The organism is Sedimentitalea sediminis, from assembly GCF_042687825.1.
In the GTDB taxonomy this organism is placed as follows: domain Bacteria; phylum Pseudomonadota; class Alphaproteobacteria; order Rhodobacterales; family Rhodobacteraceae; genus Sedimentitalea.
This window is the reverse complement of record NZ_JBHUQE010000003.1, coordinates 153,814-173,102: the sequence shown is the minus strand read 5'-3', so window position 1 is coordinate 173,102 and position 19,289 is coordinate 153,814. Positions and strand designations below refer to the sequence as shown.

At 66.5% G+C, this 19,289-nt stretch carries 19 protein-coding genes; 5 read left to right on the top strand and 14 right to left on the bottom strand.

What is annotated here, in order from left to right; all coding sequences use genetic code 11:
- From ubiU to ACFMPD_RS04040, 6 genes are all read right to left on the bottom strand, one after another.
- Positions 1–999 (bottom strand): ubiquinone anaerobic biosynthesis protein UbiU, encoded by a 999-nt coding sequence (ubiU, locus tag ACFMPD_RS04065; RefSeq protein ID WP_380992065.1) that lies wholly within the window; start codon positions 997–999, stop codon positions 1–3.
- Positions 996–1,520, bottom strand: coding sequence for a ubiquinone anaerobic biosynthesis accessory factor UbiT (gene ubiT / locus ACFMPD_RS04060; RefSeq protein WP_380992063.1), 525 nt, complete (start codon positions 1,518–1,520; stop codon positions 996–998). The genes ubiU and ubiT overlap by 4 nt, the downstream gene beginning before the upstream one ends.
- Before the next feature lie 58 nt (positions 1,521–1,578).
- On the bottom strand, positions 1,579–2,010 hold the full coding sequence (locus ACFMPD_RS04055; RefSeq protein WP_380992061.1) for a secondary thiamine-phosphate synthase enzyme YjbQ: 432 nt from the start codon (positions 2,008–2,010) through the stop codon (positions 1,579–1,581).
- Between the two features lie 14 nt (positions 2,011–2,024).
- Positions 2,025–2,441: a hypothetical protein gene (locus tag ACFMPD_RS04050; protein ID WP_380992059.1), complete on the bottom strand. Its 417-nt coding sequence runs from the start codon at positions 2,439–2,441 to the stop codon at positions 2,025–2,027.
- A 40-nt stretch (positions 2,442–2,481) separates the two neighbouring features.
- Positions 2,482–2,919 (bottom strand): hypothetical protein, encoded by a 438-nt coding sequence (locus ACFMPD_RS04045; RefSeq protein WP_380992057.1) that lies wholly within the window; start codon positions 2,917–2,919, stop codon positions 2,482–2,484.
- A 102-nt stretch (positions 2,920–3,021) separates the two neighbouring features.
- A complete protein-coding gene (locus ACFMPD_RS04040; RefSeq protein WP_380992055.1) occupies positions 3,022–3,432 on the bottom strand; it encodes a hypothetical protein in 411 nt (136 codons plus the stop codon).
- 185 nt (positions 3,433–3,617) lie between these two features.
- On the opposite strand from ACFMPD_RS04040, the gene ACFMPD_RS04035 reads away from it, so the two are divergent.
- From ACFMPD_RS04035 to ACFMPD_RS04020, 4 genes are read left to right on the top strand one after another with little or no spacing between them, the layout of a single operon-like run.
- Complete coding sequence (locus ACFMPD_RS04035) at positions 3,618–4,487, top strand: FAD binding domain-containing protein (RefSeq protein WP_380992053.1); 870 nt, start codon at positions 3,618–3,620, stop codon at positions 4,485–4,487.
- A gap of 2 nt (positions 4,488–4,489) precedes the next feature.
- Positions 4,490–4,969 carry a (2Fe-2S)-binding protein gene (locus tag ACFMPD_RS04030; RefSeq protein WP_380992051.1) on the top strand — a complete coding sequence of 160 codons (480 nt, stop codon included), beginning with the start codon at positions 4,490–4,492 and terminating at the stop codon, positions 4,967–4,969.
- Positions 4,969–7,218: a xanthine dehydrogenase family protein molybdopterin-binding subunit gene (locus tag ACFMPD_RS04025; protein ID WP_380992049.1), complete on the top strand. Its 2,250-nt coding sequence runs from the start codon at positions 4,969–4,971 to the stop codon at positions 7,216–7,218. Before ACFMPD_RS04030 ends, ACFMPD_RS04025 begins: the two co-directional genes overlap by 1 nt.
- Positions 7,211–7,456, top strand: coding sequence for a MoaD/ThiS family protein (locus ACFMPD_RS04020; RefSeq protein WP_380992047.1), 246 nt, complete (start codon positions 7,211–7,213; stop codon positions 7,454–7,456). Before ACFMPD_RS04025 ends, ACFMPD_RS04020 begins: the two co-directional genes overlap by 8 nt.
- Before the next feature lie 41 nt (positions 7,457–7,497).
- Here ACFMPD_RS04020 and ACFMPD_RS04015 read toward each other — a convergent pair whose 3' ends face one another.
- Positions 7,498–8,133: a glutathione S-transferase family protein gene (locus ACFMPD_RS04015; RefSeq protein WP_380992045.1), complete on the bottom strand. Its 636-nt coding sequence runs from the start codon at positions 8,131–8,133 to the stop codon at positions 7,498–7,500.
- A gap of 224 nt (positions 8,134–8,357) precedes the next feature.
- On the opposite strand from ACFMPD_RS04015, the gene ACFMPD_RS04010 reads away from it, so the two are divergent.
- Positions 8,358–8,567, top strand: coding sequence for an SHOCT domain-containing protein (locus ACFMPD_RS04010; protein WP_380992043.1), 210 nt, complete (start codon positions 8,358–8,360; stop codon positions 8,565–8,567).
- Positions 8,568–8,655: 88 nt separating this feature from the next.
- Here the strand turns inward: ACFMPD_RS04010 and ACFMPD_RS04005 are convergent, their stop codons facing one another.
- The 7 genes from ACFMPD_RS04005 to ACFMPD_RS03975 all read right to left on the bottom strand — a co-directional run bounded on the left by ACFMPD_RS04005 (position 8,656) and on the right by ACFMPD_RS03975 (position 19,281).
- Entirely contained in the window at positions 8,656–9,996 is a 1,341-nt protein-coding gene (locus tag ACFMPD_RS04005) for a peptidoglycan-binding domain-containing protein (protein ID WP_380992040.1), read from the bottom strand.
- A gap of 206 nt (positions 9,997–10,202) precedes the next feature.
- Positions 10,203–11,759 carry a formylglycine-generating enzyme family protein gene (locus ACFMPD_RS04000; RefSeq protein WP_380992038.1) on the bottom strand — a complete coding sequence of 519 codons (1,557 nt, stop codon included), beginning with the start codon at positions 11,757–11,759 and terminating at the stop codon, positions 10,203–10,205.
- Positions 11,760–11,761: 2 nt separating this feature from the next.
- On the bottom strand, positions 11,762–12,958 hold the full coding sequence (locus tag ACFMPD_RS03995; protein WP_380992036.1) for an ABC transporter permease family protein: 1,197 nt from the start codon (positions 12,956–12,958) through the stop codon (positions 11,762–11,764).
- On the bottom strand, positions 12,952–13,668 hold the full coding sequence (locus tag ACFMPD_RS03990) for an ABC transporter ATP-binding protein (protein WP_380992034.1): 717 nt from the start codon (positions 13,666–13,668) through the stop codon (positions 12,952–12,954). Before ACFMPD_RS03990 ends, ACFMPD_RS03995 begins: the two co-directional genes overlap by 7 nt.
- A 6-nt stretch (positions 13,669–13,674) precedes the next feature.
- Positions 13,675–15,576: a vWA domain-containing protein gene (locus tag ACFMPD_RS03985; RefSeq protein WP_380992032.1), complete on the bottom strand. Its 1,902-nt coding sequence runs from the start codon at positions 15,574–15,576 to the stop codon at positions 13,675–13,677.
- A 34-nt stretch (positions 15,577–15,610) separates the two neighbouring features.
- Positions 15,611–16,627, bottom strand: a complete 1,017-nt coding sequence (locus tag ACFMPD_RS03980) for a hypothetical protein (RefSeq protein WP_380992030.1) — start codon at positions 16,625–16,627, stop codon at positions 15,611–15,613.
- The gene (locus ACFMPD_RS03975) at positions 16,624–19,281 is read right to left on the bottom strand and encodes a virulence factor SrfC family protein (RefSeq protein ID WP_380992028.1); all 2,658 of its coding nucleotides are present in this window, start codon (positions 19,279–19,281) and stop codon (positions 16,624–16,626) included. Before ACFMPD_RS03975 ends, ACFMPD_RS03980 begins: the two co-directional genes overlap by 4 nt.
- Positions 19,282–19,289: the final 8 nt, after the last annotated feature.

Here is a 19,289-nt window from a genome sequence, read left to right as displayed (position 1 = left end):
CTATCGCCATTTCTTGCTCGCAGCCGCGCCCTCGGTCTGTTTCTGACCCTCGGTCAGGGCCACCAGATCGGCCAGTTCCGGCTGATCGCCGGCCAGGATCTGATCGACGGCACCGCGAAATGCCGACACGACCTGGCGCACATAGGCGCGCGAGCGTTGCCGGCCCTCGATCTTGAAGGCCTCGACCCCGGCGTCGATCAGGGCGGGCAGCAGCTTGGCCAGGTTCAGGCTGACCGGTTCCTCGAACGCGTAATAGGCATCGTCGCGGTTCGGCGCGAGATAGCGGCCCTTGCAGATCGTCGGATAACCGGCCTGTTCGCCATTGCCGAAGCGGTCGATGGTGAAATCGCCCAGACGGGTGTCGACCGAGCCGTCCGGTCGCTTGTCGTACTGCACCTGCGCGGCGGGTGAACAGACCCCGTCCATGTTGGTGGACAGGCCGGTGACATAGTTGGTCAGGCTGCAGCGCCCCTCGACCATCAGCCCGTGATTGCCAAAGATGAAGGTCTCGATCTCGCAGGGGATCTCGGCCTTGACCTCGCGGATCTCCGGCACCGTCAGGATGCGCGGCAGCACCACCCGTTTGACCCCGAATTCCTGCACGTAATAGCGGATCGCCTCGGGGCTGGAGGCGGCGGCCTGCACCGACAGATGCAAGCGCATATCCGGGTGATGTTCGGCGACATAGGCGGCAACGCCGATATCGGCCACGATCAGCGCATCGACGCCGATCCGGGCGCCGGTATCGGCGGCGTCGCGCCACAGATCGAACCGCCCCGCCGTGGGAAAACTGTTGACCGCCAGCAGCACCTTGGCGCCCTTGGCATGGGCATAAGCCACGCCCTGGGCCATCTCGTCCGGGGTAAAATTCAGACCCGGAAAATTGCGCGCGTTGGTGGCGTTCTGAAAGCCGCAATAGACCGCGTCGGCCCCGGCATCCACCGCCGTGCGCAGGGCCGCCGGGGTGCCGGCGGGGCAGATCAGTTCGGGACGTTTCATGCGCGGGCCTTTCTTTTCTCTCCGGCGCGGCGCAACGCGGTCAGAATGCCGCGTCCGGCGGCGCCGAACAACCCGGCCGCGTCCTCGGCGATCGAGCCCTCGACATCGTCCAGCGCGTTGCGCAGACAGACCACGGCCTCGGTGTTGCCGGTGATCTCCAGATCGCGGGAAAAGAACAGCGCGTCGCCGTCGGTATTGCCATCCACCAGCCCCAGCAGGTCGAAAAACCCGCCGGCAATGCGGGCATCGCTTTGCGGTTCGGCCTTTCGCGAGACCGCGCGGAACTGCAGATCCTCTGGGTCAGGCTGCAGCACCAGCAGAAACGGCAACCCCTGCGGGTCGATGACATAGCGCGCGCGGCGATGCGGCCCCAGCCGGTCAAAAAGCGACGGGTGCAGATGCGCGACGCGACGCGCCACACGGGCCAGCACGGGTTGCAAAAGAAACAGCGGCGGCGACGGCCGCAAGCGGCCAAGCCCGGTACGCGATTCGGCGCGGTTTTCATGAACGATCTCTGTCATGCGCCGCCTATAGCACCAGAGTCGGCCGACATTACTTGATAATTATCAAGTCAGGCAATCAATCGTTTCCCTGCAAATGGGCAGCGATGGTACGCGCATGCGGCGCATCGCGATGTTCGAACAGAAATATGCCCTGCCAGGTGCCCAACAGCGGACGCCCATCGGCGACCGGAACCGACAGGCTGACCGGCAGCAGCGCCGCCTTGATATGCGCCGGCATGTCGTCGGGTCCCTCGTAGGTATGGCGCAGATAGGACATGGCCGGATCGGTGCTGGGCGGGACCAGCCGGTGAAAGAACGCTGCCAGATCGCCCTGAACCAGCGGATCGGCGTTTTCCTGGATCACCAGCGAACACGAGGTATGCCGGACGAACAGCGTCAGCAGCCCATTGTCCGGCCCGGCTGCATCGACCCAGCGCGTCACGTCCCGGGTGAATTCATACAGCCCGGCCCCCGAGGTGCGGATGGTGAACTGTGTCTGGCAGGCCATTGCGACAGTGCCGGTCAGCCGGTGTCCGACTTGCGCTGCAGGCAATAGTTGAACGCCATCGCCGCACTGAGATTCTCGCCGACGCGGGTGGCGGACAACAGCAGCCCGGTCCGGGTATCCGCATCGACCGGTTGCAGCAGCGAGAACTGCACCGCCGATTTGCGGTTTTCAGTTTCGGCATGGGCGCGCCCACGCACCAGATAAATGCGCTGGTGCAGCGGTGCATCCAGCACCCGGCGCGCATAATCGCCCGCCGCGCACCAGTAGTCCACGTTCGATGACCCGGCCCGGCCAACCACCTCGAACACGTCCGGCGAGACCGGATTGACGTGCTGGCTGTTGCCCGCCACCCAGGCGGCGGCCGATCCGGGCAGGATGGCCGATGCCAGCGCCATTGCCAGCGCCGCCAAGGTCGAATTCTGCCAGTTCATGGGAAATGCTCCTGTCCTGTCGGGTCTGCCTGCCGCCGGGTTACCACCGCCGCCGCCAGATGTCATCACCGTCATGTTGATAGCAATATTGCACTGCCGCATGCCGCGCCAGGTTGTCGCCGACCGCCTTGACCGACAGGGTCAGTGATGCCGTGGTATCGGCGCCGGGCGGCGGTGTCAGGGCGAATTGCACGGCCTTGCGTCCGGGCCGGTTCACGCTGGGACCGATGCCGCGCCAGATATAGATGCGCTCGGCCGCAGGCAGTCCGATCACCCGCTGGGCGAAATCCCCTGCCCCGCACCAGAAATCGGACGCGCTGGAACCGACCCGCGCGACCACTTCGTATACGCCATCGGAGACGGGAAACACCTCGTGCCGGTTCATTGCCCACCACGCCGACGCCCAGGTCGGGCTGAGGGCCAGGATCCCTGCCAGGACCAGTTTCGGGAAAAAGGACACGGTTCTCACCTCGCTCATACTCGTTTCATCTGCCACTCACTGATGCGCAACAGGGTATCACATGTCGGCCAGCCTGTCAGGAACGGCCTGCCCAAGGTCCGGTCGGGCAGCAGGACCCGCTCAGAACAGCGCCTGCTTCTGACAATAGTAAAAGGCCTGCTGCACCGACATGCTTTCACCGACCGCAAATTCGTTCACGCTGAGCGACGACTCGGCCGGCTGGATCCCGGCAGCAGCCGGATCCAGCGTGAACTGCACCGCAGAGCGTTTGCCGGTGGTTACGCTGGGGCCACGCCCGCGCGCGACAAAAATCCGGGCCTGCCACGGGGCTTTCATCTGACGCTGCGCAAAATCCGCCGCGCCACACCAAAAGACACCACCGCTGCCGCCGGTCTTGGGTACCACTTCGAATATTGCGGCGTTCACCGGGTTCACCTTGGTACCGCCGCGGCTGGTAAAGGCGGCACCGGCCTGCGGCAAAGCCGCCACCAGACCCGCCACCAGCGCCACACTATAAAGGCCGTTCTTCATCCTGTGCATCTCCAAGTTGTTCCCCCTAGGCTAGTCCATCCCCTGGCCAGGTACAGGAGATTTCACGCCGATTTGACCCAGGGCAACATTTTCCACCGCCGCGTCTGGGTGACTTTACGCCAATGGTTGCCGTGGGCCGGATGATCTGAAAGACTTTGCCGGACAGGCAAAGGGGAGATTGCCACATGGAATATCACAACCCGGACAGTTTCGAAGAGGCCGTTGAAATTGCGACGCGGTCTCAAGGCATTACGCGCTTTCTGGCGGGGGGGACCGATGTTCTGGTACAGTTGCGTTCCGATATCGTCATTCCGGATACGCTGATCAACATCAAGGGAATCGACGGTGTAAAACAGATCGTCCGGACCGAGACAGGCGGGTGGCGCATCGGAATCGCCGTTTCGGGAGCGGAAATGACCGAACATGCCGAACTGGGGCGCGACTGGCCGGGGCTGGTCGAGGCCACCGACCTGATCGGTTCGACCCAGATCCAGGGCCGCTGCACGATGGTCGGCAACCTGTGCAACGGCTCGCCTGCTGCCGACGCGGTGCCGGCGATGGTGGCCGCCGGTGTCACCGTTTCAGTGACCGGTCCCGACGGCACCCGCGAGGTGCCCGTCGAGGATATTCCCACCGGCCCGGGCCGGACCAGCCTGGCCCGGGGCGAGATGATCTCTGCCGTGCATGTACCGCCGCGCGGCAACCGGGGCGGCGATGCCTATCTGCGTTTCATTCCGCGCACCGAAATGGACATCGCGGTGGTCGGCTGTGGTATCAACCTGCGGCTGGACGGCGACAGCATCGCCGAGGCGCGCGTGGCGCTGGGGGCCGTCGCGCCGACCGTACGGCTGGTGCCCGAGGCGGCCGCCGCGATCGTCGGAACCACGCTGGATGACGCGGCGCTGGCGGCCCTGGCGGCGGCGGCTTCGGCCGCCTGCGATCCGATCGACGACAAACGCGGCACCGTCAAGTTCCGCACCCATGTGGCGGGCGTGCTGGCACAGCGCGCCGCCCGCATCGCCTATGACCGCGCCAAGGCCGGGGAAAGGGGCTGACCATGTCCAAGATACACGTCTCAACCACCATCAACGGCGATGCCGTCGAATTCCTGTGCGATCCGCGCGAAACCGTGCTGGACGTGCTGCGCGACCGGCTGGGCCTGACCGGCGCCAAGGAAGGCTGCGGCACCGGCGATTGCGGCGCCTGTTCGATCACCCTGGACGGGCGTCTGGTCTGTTCCTGCCTGGTGCTGGGCGCCGAGGCCGAGGGCCGCGAGATCGGCACCATCGAGGGCCTGGCCACCGGCGAGGCGCTGCATCCGCTGCAAAAGAAATTCATCGAACATGCCGCCCTGCAATGCGGCATCTGCACCCCGGGCATTCTGGTCGCCACCAAGGCGCTGCTGGATCGCAACCCGGACCCGACCGAGACCGAGGTGCGTTATTGGCTGGCCGGCAATCTCTGCCGCTGCACCGGATATGACAAGATCATCCGTGCCGTGATGGATACGGCGGCAGAGATGCGGGAGGCTTCGTAATGGCACTGGACACTCAGAAAAGCACCGGCTTTACCAAGGTCGGCACCCGTCCCGACCGCCCCGACGGAGTCGACAAGGTCACCGGCCGGGCCCGATTCGGTGCCGATGCCACCGCGCCCGGCATGCTGCATGCCGCAATATTGCGCAGCCCGCACGCCCATGCACGGATCAAAAAGGTCGACACTCGTCAGGCCGAGGCGCTGGCCGGGGTCAAGGGCATCGTTACCCGCGCCGATTTCGTGACCGGTTTGACGGGCGAGGACTGGAACATCCTGGAAAACATCATGGCCGGCGACACGGCGCTCTATGACGGGCATGCGGTCGCCGCGGTCGCCGCCACCAGCGCCCTGATCGCGCGGGACGCCGTCAAGTTGATCGAGGTCGAATACGAGGTTCTGCCCCATGTCACCGATGTCGATGCGGCGATGGCCGAGGATGCGCCGGTGATCCGCGAAGGCGCGGCCAACAAATCGGTGCCGCCGGGCCTGCATCCCAACGTGGTGCGCTATCACGAAAGCGGCCATGGCGATGTGAACACCGGTTTCGCCGCCGCCGATCTGGTGATCGAAGATCATTTCAAGACGGAAGCCACCCATCAGGGCTATATCGAACCGCATGCCTGTCTGGGCACGCTGGGCAGCGACGGCAAGGGCGAGCTGTGGTGCTGCACGCAGGGGCACTGGAATGTGCAAAAGGTCTGTGCCGCGCTGCTGGGGCTGGAAACCGCCAACCTGCGGGTCACGGCCAGCGAGATCGGCGGCGGGTTCGGTGGCAAGACCACGGTCTTTATCGAACCTGTCGCGCTGGCGCTTGCACGCAAGACCAACAAGCCGGTCAAGCTGGTGATGAACCGGGCCGAGGTGTTCCGCGCCACGGGGCCGACGTCATCCACATCGATGGATGTCAAGATCGGCATGAAAAAGGACGGCACGATCACCGCCGCAGAGGGCGTATTCCGCTTGCAGGGTGGCGCCTTTCCCGGCGCCCCCTGCGAAATGACCGCCATGTGCGCCTTTGCGCCCTATGCTCTGGAACATGTGCGTCAGGTCGGGTTTGACGTGATGAGCAACCGCCCGAAACAGGCGGCCTATCGCGCGCCCGGCTCGCCGATGGCGGCCTTTGCCGTTGAATCGGTGATCGACGAACTGTGCAACCAGCTAGGGCTGGACCCGATCGAGGTACGGCTGAAAAACGCCAGCCGCGAGGGCACCAAGGCCAGCTATGGCCCCAAGTTCGACCGTATCGGCCTGGCGGAAACGCTGGAGGCCGCCAAGGCGCACCCGCATTACGCGGCCCCGCTGAAACCCGGACAAGGGCGCGGAATTTCCTGCGGTTTCTGGTTCAATTTCGGCATGGAAACCAGCGTTTCGATGGCCCTCAGCGAGGACGGTTCGGTGCAGGTGATGGTGGGCACGCCGGATATCGGCGGCAGCCGCGCCTCGATGGCGCTGATGGCGGCGGAAGAACTGGGTATCCCCTATGAAAACGTCCGGGTGACGATCGCCGATACGGCATCGCTGGGCTTTAACGAACAAAGCCACGGGTCCCGCGCGACCTATGCGAGCGGGCTGGCGACCATCAAGGCGGCGCGCGACGTGACGCGGAAACTCTGCGCACGGGCCGCCGCCAAATGGGGTATCGATGAAGAAGCGGTGATATGGGAAGACGGCAGCGCCAAACCCTCCGGGCCGAACGCGGGCGATTTCGACCCGCTGAGCATTGCGGAAATCGTCGCCACCATGGGGCGCACGGGCGGGCCGATCTCGGGTCACTACGAGGCGAATCCCGAGGGTGCCGGGGCCAGTTTCGCCACTCATATCGTCGATGCCGAGGTCGACCCGGAAACCGGCAAGACATCGGTCTTGCGCTATACCGTGGTGCAGGATGCCGGCAAGGCGATCCACCCGACCTATGTCGAGGGTCAGTTTCAAGGCGGCGCGGCGCAGGGCATCGGCTGGGCGCTGAACGAGGAATATATCTATGGCGCCGATGGCCGCCTGCAGAATCCGCTGTTCCTGGATTACCGCATTCCGGTCGCCAGCGACCTGCCGATGATCGACACGGTGATCGTCGAAGTGCCCAATCCCGGCCACCCCTATGGCGTGCGCGGGGTCGGGGAAACCTCGATCTGCCCGCCGCTGGCGGCCATTGCCAACGCGGTATCCGCCGCCGCCGGTGTGCGCCTGCGGCACCTGCCGATGTCGCCGCCGCGCATCCTGGAGGCGCTGGAGGATCAGCGCGATGGTTGAAGTCAACCTGTGGTCGGGGTTGCGCGCCCTGGCCAACGGCCAGGACAAGGTCGAGGTCGAGGCGACCAATGTCGGCGAGGTGCTGGCCGCTCTGGTCAAGGCGCATCCGGGCCTGCAGGACGCCATCGACGCCGGCGTGTCGGTGGCCGTGGACGGGCGCATCATCGCCAGCGGGCTGACCGAACCGGTGCGGCCCGACAGCGAAGTCTATCTGATGCAGCGCCTCAAGGGCGGCTGATCCCGCCCCGCCGCACCCTGGCGACCGCGCGGGGGCCGGTCTCAGGCAAAGGCATAGGCGCCGCCGCGCTCCAGCGCCCGGACAAAGCCGGGCCGGGCATGGATGCGCGCGACGAAATCCGCCAGTTTGGGATGCGCTTCGCCGCGTCCCTGGCGCACCGCCATCTCGGCGGGAAAACTCATCATGATGTCCACCGCCGACAGATCGTCCAGCACGAAATGCCCCGAGGGGCGCAGCACCGCCTCCATATAGTTGAAATGGGTATCCAGTTGCTGTTCGATCCGCGGCCCCAGCGGCGCGCCGGCCGCGCCCAGCCGCCCGACATAGAGCGCCAGCAGGATCGGCACCATCGCCGAACCCTCGGCGAAATGCATCAGTTCCTGATGGCTGATCCAGGCGTCGCTGTCCGTGGCCGGGATCATCTGCGGCCCATAGCGGGTGCAGAGATATTCGACGATCGCGCCGCTCTCGACGATCAGCCGCCCGTGGTCTTCGATGATCGGCGATTTTCCCAGCGGATGCACCTGCAGCAACTCGGGCGGCGCCAGGTTGGTTTCGGCATCGCGCTGATAGGTCTTCAGCTCATAGTCCAGCCCCAGTTCTTCGAGCAACCACAGGATGCGCTGCGAGCGCGAGTTGTTCAGGTGATGCACGGTCAGCATGGCGTTTCTCCGCATGGCCCCGTCGGTCAGGTTGGCCTGTTCCCGGCAAGAAATCCAGCGCCTGATCGGTCTTGATGTTCGCAATTTGCGGTCGCGGACCAGCACACGTTTGCAGATGCAACAGGTTGTGTTCACCCCGCCACAAAGCCATCTTTCCCCAGTCCAGATCCGCTGGCGGCTTGACCCGTCCCTTGTCTCGGATACAGATACCGAAACGTTTCCAGCATCAAGGAAAGCACATGAAACGCATCGGCATAAGCTGTCTTCTCGTCTTGTCTCTCGCAACCGTGTCTGCCTGCGGCGGCGGTGGCGCAAGGACCGAAACCAATGTTTCGACCACCACCACCGGACAGGAACTGACCGATCTCAAGGCAGCGTCGGATGCGGGCGCGATCTCGCAAAGCGAATACGAAAAGAAGCGCACTGAAATCCTGAAGAAAAAGGGCTGAAGCGCCGGGTTTCAGGGTATTCCGAAGCCAAATAGCAAACCGCCGGCGCAGGGGACTGCACCGGCGGTTCGCGTTTCATGTCGTCGGCTCAGTTGCCCGACGGGGCCGGGAACAGAGGCAATGCCGAAACCGCGCCCGAGGGCGAACTGCCGCCCTGCATCGCATCGCGCAGAACCGCCACGCGATCCGAAGACTGCCCCAGGACCGCAGAGCCGCCACCGGCCAGCGCATCCATCGCCAGGCTCATCCAGGCGCCGGATTGCTGCGGCGATGCCTTGGCGGTGCCAAAGCCCTCGCGCATGTGGTGGCTGACCATTTCGCCATAGCCCAGCTGACCGGCCGAGGACAGCAGCACCGCCGAGGCCAGTGCCATCGCCGCGTTGTCGGTGCGGTATCCGACGCCCAGACAGACCTTGCCCGCCGAGACCAGCTGATCCATCGGCCGGCCCGACTCCTGCAGGAAGCTGGCCGTGTCGCCGATCACCTTGTCCGGGCGTGCGGTTTCCAGTGCCACCAGTTGCGGCGCGATCGCCTGTGCCAGACCTTCGCATTGCTGGGTGACCTGGGCGTCGGTCATGTTCGGGATGGTCGACACGATCGAGGTGCTTTCCGCCATGGCATGGGTCCGTGCCAGGCAGAACTGTTCGTTCAGCGCAAACTCGGCATCGGTCACCCGGCCTGCCGTGGTGATGCCGCCATTGGCCGCCGTCAGCACGTTGATCTCGTTGCAATGCTCGTTGACCGAACGCGGCACCTGCCCGAACGTGAATTTCGGCAGGGCACCGGTGTCAGCGCGCGCGGTGACCGGTTCGGGCTGGGTCGGCGCAGGTGCCGCGACCGGCGCCGGGGCAGGTACGGGGGCAGGAATGGGGGCCGGCATCGGCGCCGGTGCCGGAGCGACGGCCGACTGGATGCCGGGCGTGGTGTGCGGGGTGGCGATGCCCAGCTGTTCGTTGCGATAGGTCCGCAACAGCCCGTTATACCCCTGCGTGGCGACGACCTGATTGTAGGGCGGCACGCTGGAACTGGCCAGGGCGCGCTGATAGCTGCCCAGCAGGAAGTCGCGTTCGTGCCCGTCCAGATAACCATCGGGCTGGAATCCCATCTCCGCCTGATAGCGCGAAATTCCGGCGCGGCTCTTGCGGCCCAGCGAGCCGTCGACCGTGCCGACGTGATAGCCGAAATAGTTCAGCGCGGTCTGAACCTGGCGGTTCTCTGCGCGCTGCGCCGACGAGGTGGAAGACTTGTAGGTCCGGCGCTGCGTCGATGCGCGCTGACGCTGCTTGTTCTTGTGAACTTCGTTGACGATGATCCCGCCCAGCAACGCGCCGCCCAACAGGGCCGCCGCGTCATTTGCCTGGGCGCGCTGAACCGGGACGGCAATCAGACTGGCCGCCACCAGCGTCGTACAGAATTTTCGTGCAATCATTTTTCTAACCTCACCGAATACAAGACCCGGAGCGTCGCCAGAGCGACCCGACAGCCTTGTGTCATGGAAATACCAAACTGCTGTTTCAAGCCGACCACTCATGCCGGTTGATGTCAAGCTTGACCGGGGTTTTTGGCCGATCATGGGCGGTTGAATGGCGGGAATGTGAATACCGCGGCAATGCGGCGCCCTGCCCGCGCGGGGTATCAATCCAGCGCCACCTGCAGCAAATCCGCCGGACTGATGTCGGGCCGGTCGCCATAGACCGACAGATCGGCCCAGAACCGGTCCAGAACCTGCAGCGTCTGCTGCCGGCCTGACAGCGACAGTTCCTCGCGCAGCACGTTATAGGCGGCTTCGCGTTCGGCGGCGCCGATATCGGTCGTCAGGGTTTCCAGAGCGGCCCGGATCGACAGCAGATAGGTCGACTGGATGCGCCGCATCTGCTTGATCTCGGCGACGTGCTTTTCGACCTGCCGGCCGTAGACGGCGCTGTTTTCGCCGGCCCGCTGCAGGTCGATCAGCATGCGGATATTGCCGGCCTTGTCGCGGATGTCGGCGGCGTTCTCGTCCAGCGAGTCGACAAAGACCGCGCCCGCCAGCAGCGTCGCCCGGGCCGATTGCTGCAACGCGGTCTGGGCGCGATCGCGCGATCGGCGGAACTCCAGCTTGAGCCCGTCCAGCGCCGCCTTGCGCCGCGGATCGACCTCGGCCTCGATCAGCCCGGTGATGCGGGCCACCGGATCCAGGGTGTGGCCTTCTTCGGCGGCACCGGAACCGGCCAGGGCGACCCAGCGGTCGCGAATGCGGCGCAGACGCGCGTCCGACGTGGCGATATGCGCCGCCAGGACCAGCCGTACCCCAAAGGTCGGGCTGCGCGTCGGCGCGCCGGTCCCGACGTCAAAGGGCGGGTATTCGGTGCGCTGCGCGCTATCGATCTGATCCGCCGTCGACAGAACCGAGCCGCCGCGGGTGACGATGCCGCCGACCTGACCGCCGGCGCGACCGATGGCGTTCAGGCGGAACGGTTCCAGCATCAGTTCCTCGGCATTGCCGTAGACGTCGAACAGACCCAGCGGATTCGGTTTGCGCAGCCCCACGGGCCCCAGTTTGCCACGCGCCGATCCGGCGGCCTGATACCGGGCATAGGCGCGCAGCTCGCCATTGCCGAAAAAGGTCGGGGCGGGAAACCGGGTGGCGTCGATGCGCGCGCCGCCCCGGGTGGCATATTCCCATTCCGCCTCGGTCGGCAGGCGCACGTAACCCGGGGCCTCGCCCGCGCGCGGCAGCTCCCCGGGCGCGTTTCGATACAACCATTGCGAATAGTCGCGCGCCACTGCCACCGCATCGAACCAGCCAAGCCCGCCCTGCGCCATCCGGTCGACGCGGGTCGGTGGCGCACAATCGCCGCTCAGCGCCCGGTACTGGCCGCGGGTCAGCTCGTATCGGGCGATGTAGTAATGCGTCGCACCGGTCTCGGCATCCTCGAACGGACCACGCAGATGCGCCGGCAACAGATAGTCGGAATAGCCGGTCTGATCCTGCGATCGGCCCAGCCGCACCCGCCGATCCGCCAGCGGATCCGACGCATCGACCGGAACGCTGACCTTTTGAAACGCCATTTTCGCCCCGCAGGGCATCGGCAGGATCAGGTCGGCAGGCGCGCTGTCCGCTGCCGGATCGTACAGTTCGGTCGGCCAGCGGGGTTCCGCTGCTGCGGCCCCCGTCCAGATCGCCAATCCCATGGCCAGCAGCTTGCGCATCCTCACGCCCCCTCGCGCAGCACGCTGGCCGGATCCAGGCGCAGCGCCGCCCAGGCCGCCACCGCCGAAGCGCCCAGCGTCAGGCCCAGCACCGCCGCGCAGATCGCCAGCGCCTGCGGCAATGTGATGAGCGTCAGCGCCGCGCCCTCGGGCAGTCCCTGCCCGAACAGGGCCGTCGCCAGCGGCCCGGCGGCCAGATACAGCAGGCAGGACAGAACCAACCCGATCAGCGAGGTGATCAGCGCCTGCACCGCGGGAAACAGCGCCAGCCGCGCGCCGGGCACCCCCAACAGCGCAATGCCCGCCAACACTGTCTTTTTGCGCTGGACATCCGACCAGAACCCCAGCACCAGCGCCGCGCCCAGTCCCAGCGCCGCCAGCAGCGCGGTCAGCCCCAGCGCCAGGTTCAGCTTGCGCCCCAACCCCAGCAGGGACTGAACGTCGCGGGTGCGCGCGGTGGTGCCGATGCCCAGTTGCGTTTCCAGCCGCGCCTGCAGCTCGGCCAGATCCTCGAGCCGTCTGGCATAGACCCGCACGCCCTCGTAGGACGGCACCCGCTGGGCCAGATCGCGGGTGCCGGTGATGCCATGCTGCGGCAGAGCATAGGAATCGTAATACGCCTCGATCAGATCAAGCATCGCAAAGGGCGCCAGCACCGCGCGCCCGGACACGGCGGACTGGGGCAGCACGGCCGCGACGGTCACCGGCAGGACCAGTTGCCGGGGCCGTCCCTCGGCCTGGCTGATCAGCTCCAACCGGGTACCGGCGGTCAGCTGCAGCTGCGCCGCTAGCTGGGCGCTGACAACCACCTGATCCGGACCGATCCGCGTGCCCGGCGGCAGGGTCGGGTCCCCGGCTCCGCTGGGAATGACCAGCGCCGGACGCATCCGCCGTCCGCCTTGCGCCCGCACGTTCATATAGTCGAACTGCCCCCGCACCTTGGGGGTCAAAAAGGCGATCTCGGGCCAGTCGCGCAACGGCGCCAGGTCGGTTTCGGAAAACGCCGCGTTGCCCAGCGTGTCGATCTGCCGGTTTGCCGGGTCGGCCAGCATCTCACCGATCAGCGCCGCATAGACGCCGTTCTTGACCCCGAGCAGCACCAGCAGCGGCACCAGAATGCCGACCATCACCGCGACGTTGCAGTACAGAAAGAACCGATCGCGCATCAGGTCGCGCCAGGCCAGCGCCGCGATCAGCATGGCGCGGTCTCCAGCCGGCTGGTCACCTGCCGGCCGCTGGCGCTGGCGATCAGGTGCAGGCGCGGTATGCCGAACCGCGCGATACGCGCCAGATCATGGCTGGACAGGATCACACCGGCCCCCTGCCCGCGCGCGGTCTCCAGCAACAGGTCCAGCACGCCGTCGGCGCTGTCGCTGTCCAGCGCCGCGGTCGGTTCGTCGGCGATGACAAAGGCCGGGCGATGCGCCAGCGCCCGGGCAATGGCGACGCGCTGACGCTGGCCGATGGACAGCGCCGCGGGGAAAAGGTCGGCGACATCGGCCAGGCCCAGCCGGGCGATCAGATCCGCACACCAGCCGGCATCGGCGCGCCCTGTCACCTGCTGTGGCAGGGCAATGTTGCCGGCCACCGTCAGAAACGGCATCAGCCCGCCGGTCTGGGGTACGAATCCGAACAGCCGGCCGCGGGTCTGCGCCAGTCCGGCGCTGCGCGCGCCCTGCCGCCACAGCCCGGCCAGATCGCGGTCGCCGCAGGCATAGCGCGTGCCCGTGCCCGGCGCCCGCAACAGCCCCAGCAGTTCCAGCAACAGGGTCTTGCCCGACCCGCTGGCCCCGGACAGAGCCACCGCCTGACCAGAGGTGACCCGCAGATGCCCGACCCGCAGGCAAAAGCTGCGGTCGCCGTCGCGCAGGGTGACATGACCATCGGATAGGTTCAGACCCGCCGACATGCGCGCTCAGGGCAGCACGTCAAACGGCATGGCAAAGACATATTCGCCATCCGGCGCGCCATCATAAAGCGGCGTCCAGACCGCCGGGTCCAGCAGCCATTTGCGGTATTGCACCAGTTTCTGCCGCATCCCGTCCAGAATCGCCCGCCGGTTCATCGCGCTCTGCGCCCAGCGTTCCTGGGTGGTCAGCATCAGCTGGCTTTCATAGGGCAGGTCCTCGAGAAATTCCAGCGCCCCGCCCAGCGTGTCACTGCCGGTGTTGACCAGGCGGTCCGGGTTCTGCGCCATCCGCGCCACCACGTCGCGCACCTGGGTGAAAAAGCTGGCCGCATCGTCGGCACCACGGCTCTGTTCGCCCAGCGTCAACAGTTGCGACAGCAGATCGGCCATGGTGGCCAACTCGTTCTTGGTGACCAGCAGACGCGGCTCGATCGCCAGCCGGGTCGGATCCTCGACCGCCTTTTCCGACACCCAACCCTCGATCACGTCCGGCGCCTGGGTGCCCTTAAGGCGCCCCAGATAGGCCAGTTGCAGCGCCAGTCCCAGATTGACCAGTTCCGGCCCGGCCTCTTCGGGGGCCAGCACCCGCTGTTCGTTGCGGGCCACGCGGATGACGTCGGTCAGCGCCGTCACCAGCCGGGTCACCGTGGCCTGAAAGGCCTGCGGCGAGCCGTCCTCGATACCGTAATAGAAGGTATCGTCGTGAAACCGCGACAGATCGCGGTACTGCGCGGCCGCATAGGCATGCTGCGCCGGGCCGCCGGCGGGCGTCTGCAGGTGCAGGGTCATGATGGCCACGCCCTTGTCCTGCGCGTTGCGCTGCAATTCCTTGGCGCCGATCCGCGACCGGGCATTGGGATCGCGCACATCCTTGGGACCGGCATCGGTGATCAGGATCACGATGCGCGCGTCGAACGGATCGGCACCGCCGCCGCTCCAGTCGGTCAGATCCACGGCGTCCTCGACCCCGGCCAGGCTGTCCTCGTTGAAACCCGGCGAATTGGCCTGGGCCACGCGGGTGGCGGCACGGATGGTGGCCACGACCGGGGTCTGATCCTGACGCCGCTGCAAGGGCAACAGGGTGCGGGTGCGATATTGCAGCTCGGGGGCTGCCTCGGGACTGTCTCGAAACGCGACCACGCCGAACTGCACCCGGTCGCCGATTTCGGTGCCGCGCAGATTCTGCACGACCTGTTCCACCGCCGCCTGGGTGCGCTGGATATACGGGTCCATCGACTGGGTGGTGTCAAAGACAAAGACGATACCGGCGTCGAAATTCGCCGCCGAGGCCGAGGCCGGCTTGCCATCCTCGCGCAACGGCACCGAGGCGACCTTCATCAGCAGGTTTTCCTCGTAGTTCAGCGGGTGCAGATCCTGGGTAAAGTCGAGGATCGGCATCAGGTAGAGCTGATCGACGATATTGACGAATTCCGGCGGCTCGGCGGCGACGATGCCGCGGCTTTCGGGCACCGCACCGGCTGCTACCTCGGCCAGCATCCGCGTCTGCATCTCGCGCAGCGATTCATGCTCCATCAGGGTGCGCAACCGCTCTTCGCTGTCGAACAGGAACTGACGTTGCCGCCCGGCTCCGTTGGTAAAGGCGGCAACGATATTCTGTTTCCAAGGCACCACCGATCCGGCCTCGACCCAACCGGCGGGTCCGCCCGAGACCGAGGGGCCGACCTGAAACCACCCGGGCTGTTCGGCATAGACATAAAGCGGCTGAAAGGCCGGATAGCCACGCGTGGGCGCGGCCTCGGGCGCGGCGTGATGCAAGGCGCCGGGACGGGTCAGCACGCGCTGGTAGACGGTCTTGCGCCCCTCGACCAGCAGCGGGCGCTGGTTGTCCTGCGCCAAAAGCGGTGCGGCGGGCAGGCCGACGACCAGTCCCCCGAAAAGACACGCCACCGCAACGGCGCGACGGGTGCAGACAGAAAACCGCTTACGAACAGAAATCATCATGAGCCCCTTTGGCTAAGGTCGCATTTGCACCGGACAGAGTCCGGCAGACCGCCGCCAGATGCTTTGAAGCGTCAGTCGCTCCGGCTCTGACGGCGCGGGCATAGTATTCCGCCGCCTTGGCCGGGTCATCCTCAAAGGTCAGGCCGATCAGATTCTCGATGCGGGCGTCCAGCCGGGCGCCATCATAAAGCGTGCCGAACAGCAGCAGCGCATCGGCATCGTCGCGGTCGGCGGCTTCTTCGACAAGACGCAGCGCCACGCCTGGCGGCACATCTGCACCGCAGGTCCGGATCGCATCGGCGGTGGCCGCAAAACCGCCGGGAACCGCCGCCAGTGCTGCCGGGCTGCAGGCCGCGTCCCGGACCCCGGCATCTTTGGCCACCGGAGCGGTGTCGCGGGGCCAAAAATACCAGATCGCCAACGCCAGTACCAACAGCGCCGTCAGCACCAGGTTCCGCAGCAACCGGCTGCCCCGGCGGGTTTCCTGCGCCAGCGTCAGCGCCGCGTCAGACGCTGGTCGCGGTGCCGCTTCGACCTCGGGCGCAGGCGGCTTGGGTAGCCGCGATCGGATCAACTGGTCGGAACGGACCTCCGCCGGTTTGCGCACCACCGGCTGTAGCCCGCCCAGCACCGCCGCCCCGGCGCGGGGCGGCACATCGTCCGGCCAGGCGATGTCAAAGGACAGCCGGTCCACCTCGATACGCAGGGGCGCGTATTCCTGCAGCTTGTTGACGATTTCGGGGCCGATCCGCACCCAGTCAGCCCCGTCGTGACGATGCACTTCGTAGGGGCCAAAGCCGATGCGCTCGGATTGCCAATTGCCGTCGCCCACGGTAATCCGCCCGCCCGGCTCGCCGGACGGCGCAAGCCAGCGTTCGCCATAGGCGTCAAACACCGCCACCGTCACCTGCGCGTCCGGCAGGCTGCCGGCCGGCAGTTCCAGAAACGCATAGCCACCTGCCGGGTGCTGCGGATCCGGGTGAACCGACAGGCTCATTCTGCGCCCTGCCCCTGCAACGCTGCCAGGATCCGGCCCAGCCGCACGTTCTGTTCGATGTTGACCTCGCCGCCGGCACCGTCCTTGGCATTGGCGACAAACACCGCGTCCAGCGCAAAAACCCAGTCGGTCCAGACCTGCTCGGCCACGGCCCGGGGTTGCACCGGCAGGTCGTCCACATCATCCGAGGCCGGCGGACGCTGAAAGATCGGCCGGCTGTCACCGTTTTGGCCGCGCACCTGCGGCCGCTCGGCGGCGGGCACGTCCAGCATGCCCAGCGTCGAGACGAACCGATTGATGCTCTCGGCCCCCAGAATCGCTGCGGGCTGCGCCTGTTTCTCGACATTCAGGCCGAAATTGATCTGTTCCAGCTGCGCCGCCGTGCCGCGGCCCAGACCGGTGCGCCGGGCGGCGTGGATCAGTTCGGCCACCAGGTCGCCGGCGCCGGTTTCGCCCAGCCCATAGGCCCCGCGCCGGGCGCGATCGTCGCGGAACCGCTTCATCCGGTCGATCCAGATTTCGATCGCGGTTTCCGCCTGGAACTGTTCCAGCGTCATCGTCCGGATATCGCTGGCCGGTGCCGGCGCGGCCCGGGCCGGTTCCCGGTCGGGACGTTGCGGACGATCCGGACGCGCCGGGCGCTGCAGAACCGCGGCGTCGGCGATGCGCCCGTTGGCACCGCTGGCGGCGCTGACCGCGCTGGTGATGCGCACCGAACTGGGCACCCGCGCGATGCGGCCCTCGATTTCATCCTGATCAACCATCAGCGCTGCCAGCACCGCGCCGAACCGGTGCCGGGACAACGCCACTTCGAGATCGTCGATGACCCGGGTTACAGCCTGCTGCTTTTCGGCGATGCGCGCCTCGACATCGTCGCTGACATGAAACGGCGCCATGGCCTGGCGCAGATCGGTGCGGGCGGTGTCCAGCTGGGCGCGGATCTGGCGCAGCTTGCTGTCGGGCCTGCAGACCCGTTCCAGCGCCGCGGTCAGATAGCCGACGCCGCCATCGTTCAGCGACAATGCGGCGTCCCAGGCCGCTGCAGGATCGGCGAAATGGCGCCGCACCTCGGGCGCGGCCAGGCAGCCGCTGCGCAGTTCGGCCATGCGTGCCTGCTTGTCGCCGCGAATGGCGGTCTCGCGCTTGCCGGCATCGTAATCCATCAGACCATCGACATAGAAATTCGGGTTGCGCAGCCAGAAACAGTTGGCAAACGGCTGTCCCGGCACCCATTCCTCTACCCAGTTGTCGCTGCCGCGGCCGAATTTCTCCAGCAGCGAGGCGCTCATCCGCCGCTCGAACCGGGTCTGATCGCCGCCCTGGGCAGCGGAATCCGACAGATGCTTGTCGAACTTGGTCAGCACCAGGAACAGCACGCAATCGGTCTGGGCGCGCAGTACTGGCGTGGCGCCATGGGTGGTGGCGATCCAGTTCTGCACCAGTCCCGGCAGATCGACCGTCTCCATGTTGCTGTCGGGCACGCAGAGCAGCATCGAGGTGATTTCCTGGTTCTGCACGTAGCGGTCGAACAGATAGGCGACCTTGCCGCGCAACAGCAGTTCGGGCAGGATCGCATCGGCATCCTCGGCCAGCGCCTTGCCCAGATCCTGTTCGAACCGGTTGCGCGCCCCGGGAAAATCCAGCAGGTCGGTTTCGGCGAACATCGCCGAGGGCAGGCTCTGCATTGGCAGGACCAGTTCCGCCGCCAGCCCGCAGATCACCGAGCGCGGCAGCGCCGCGGCACGGCCATCGGCCGCCATCACCGTCAGCGCGGTCGCGTCGGCGGCGCCGCTCAGGGTCTTGACATCGATGATCGAGGTTTCGCGGGGCACCAGCGCGTCCAGACCGGCGAACACCTCTTCGGCATGGCCCAGCTGTTCCAGCGCGCCGGCCAGCCGCTGATAGAGATCGCCCAGCGCCGGATGCCCGCCCCAGAGCAATGCAAAAAAGGCCGCCCGGTCGGTCAGGTTCAGCCCAGGCGCGATCACAGCCGCCTCGTCCCAGAACGGGCGCAGGGCGACCGCATAGGCCTGACGGCCGAAGACGGTTTCGACATATTCGCCGACCTCGTGCATGTCGTCGGGGTCAAGACCGGGCCGCGCCACCCCGGCGCGGGCCTTGAACGCGTCCAGATGGGCGGCGATTTCGGCCGGTTCCGGGCTGGGCTCGCTGCGGTCGCCATCCATGAAAAAGCTGTTGATCAGCGTGCGCAGGATATCGGCTTCGCTGAGCAGGGTCAGCCGCACCGGATGGCCCTCGGGCGTGGCTGTGCGGTCCATGGTGAAACGGGTCACAAGACCCGTGCTTTCGCCCTCGCCCTCGGGGTTGATCTGGCGGATGTAATCCAGAGCGCCGTCCGGCCCGCCGAAATCGGCGATCAGCGGACCGTCCTGGGGCCGTGCCAGCACCGAGACCAGAAACGACTTGCCCGCCTGGCTGGGGCCAAAAACGCTGACCGACATGCGCGTGCGCGCCGCCCGGGCCAGACGCCGCGCCCGCCGCGCGCTGCGGCGCATCATCTGCACCAGGGATTTGGTCTCGGCCCCGACCAGTTCGGCGTTTTCGGGATCGCGGACCCAGGCCAGCGCCTGTTCCGTCAGTTCGGCGAACCCGGTGCATTCCGTGGCCAGCCTGTCTTGTTCTGGTGCCGTCATTGCCGCAA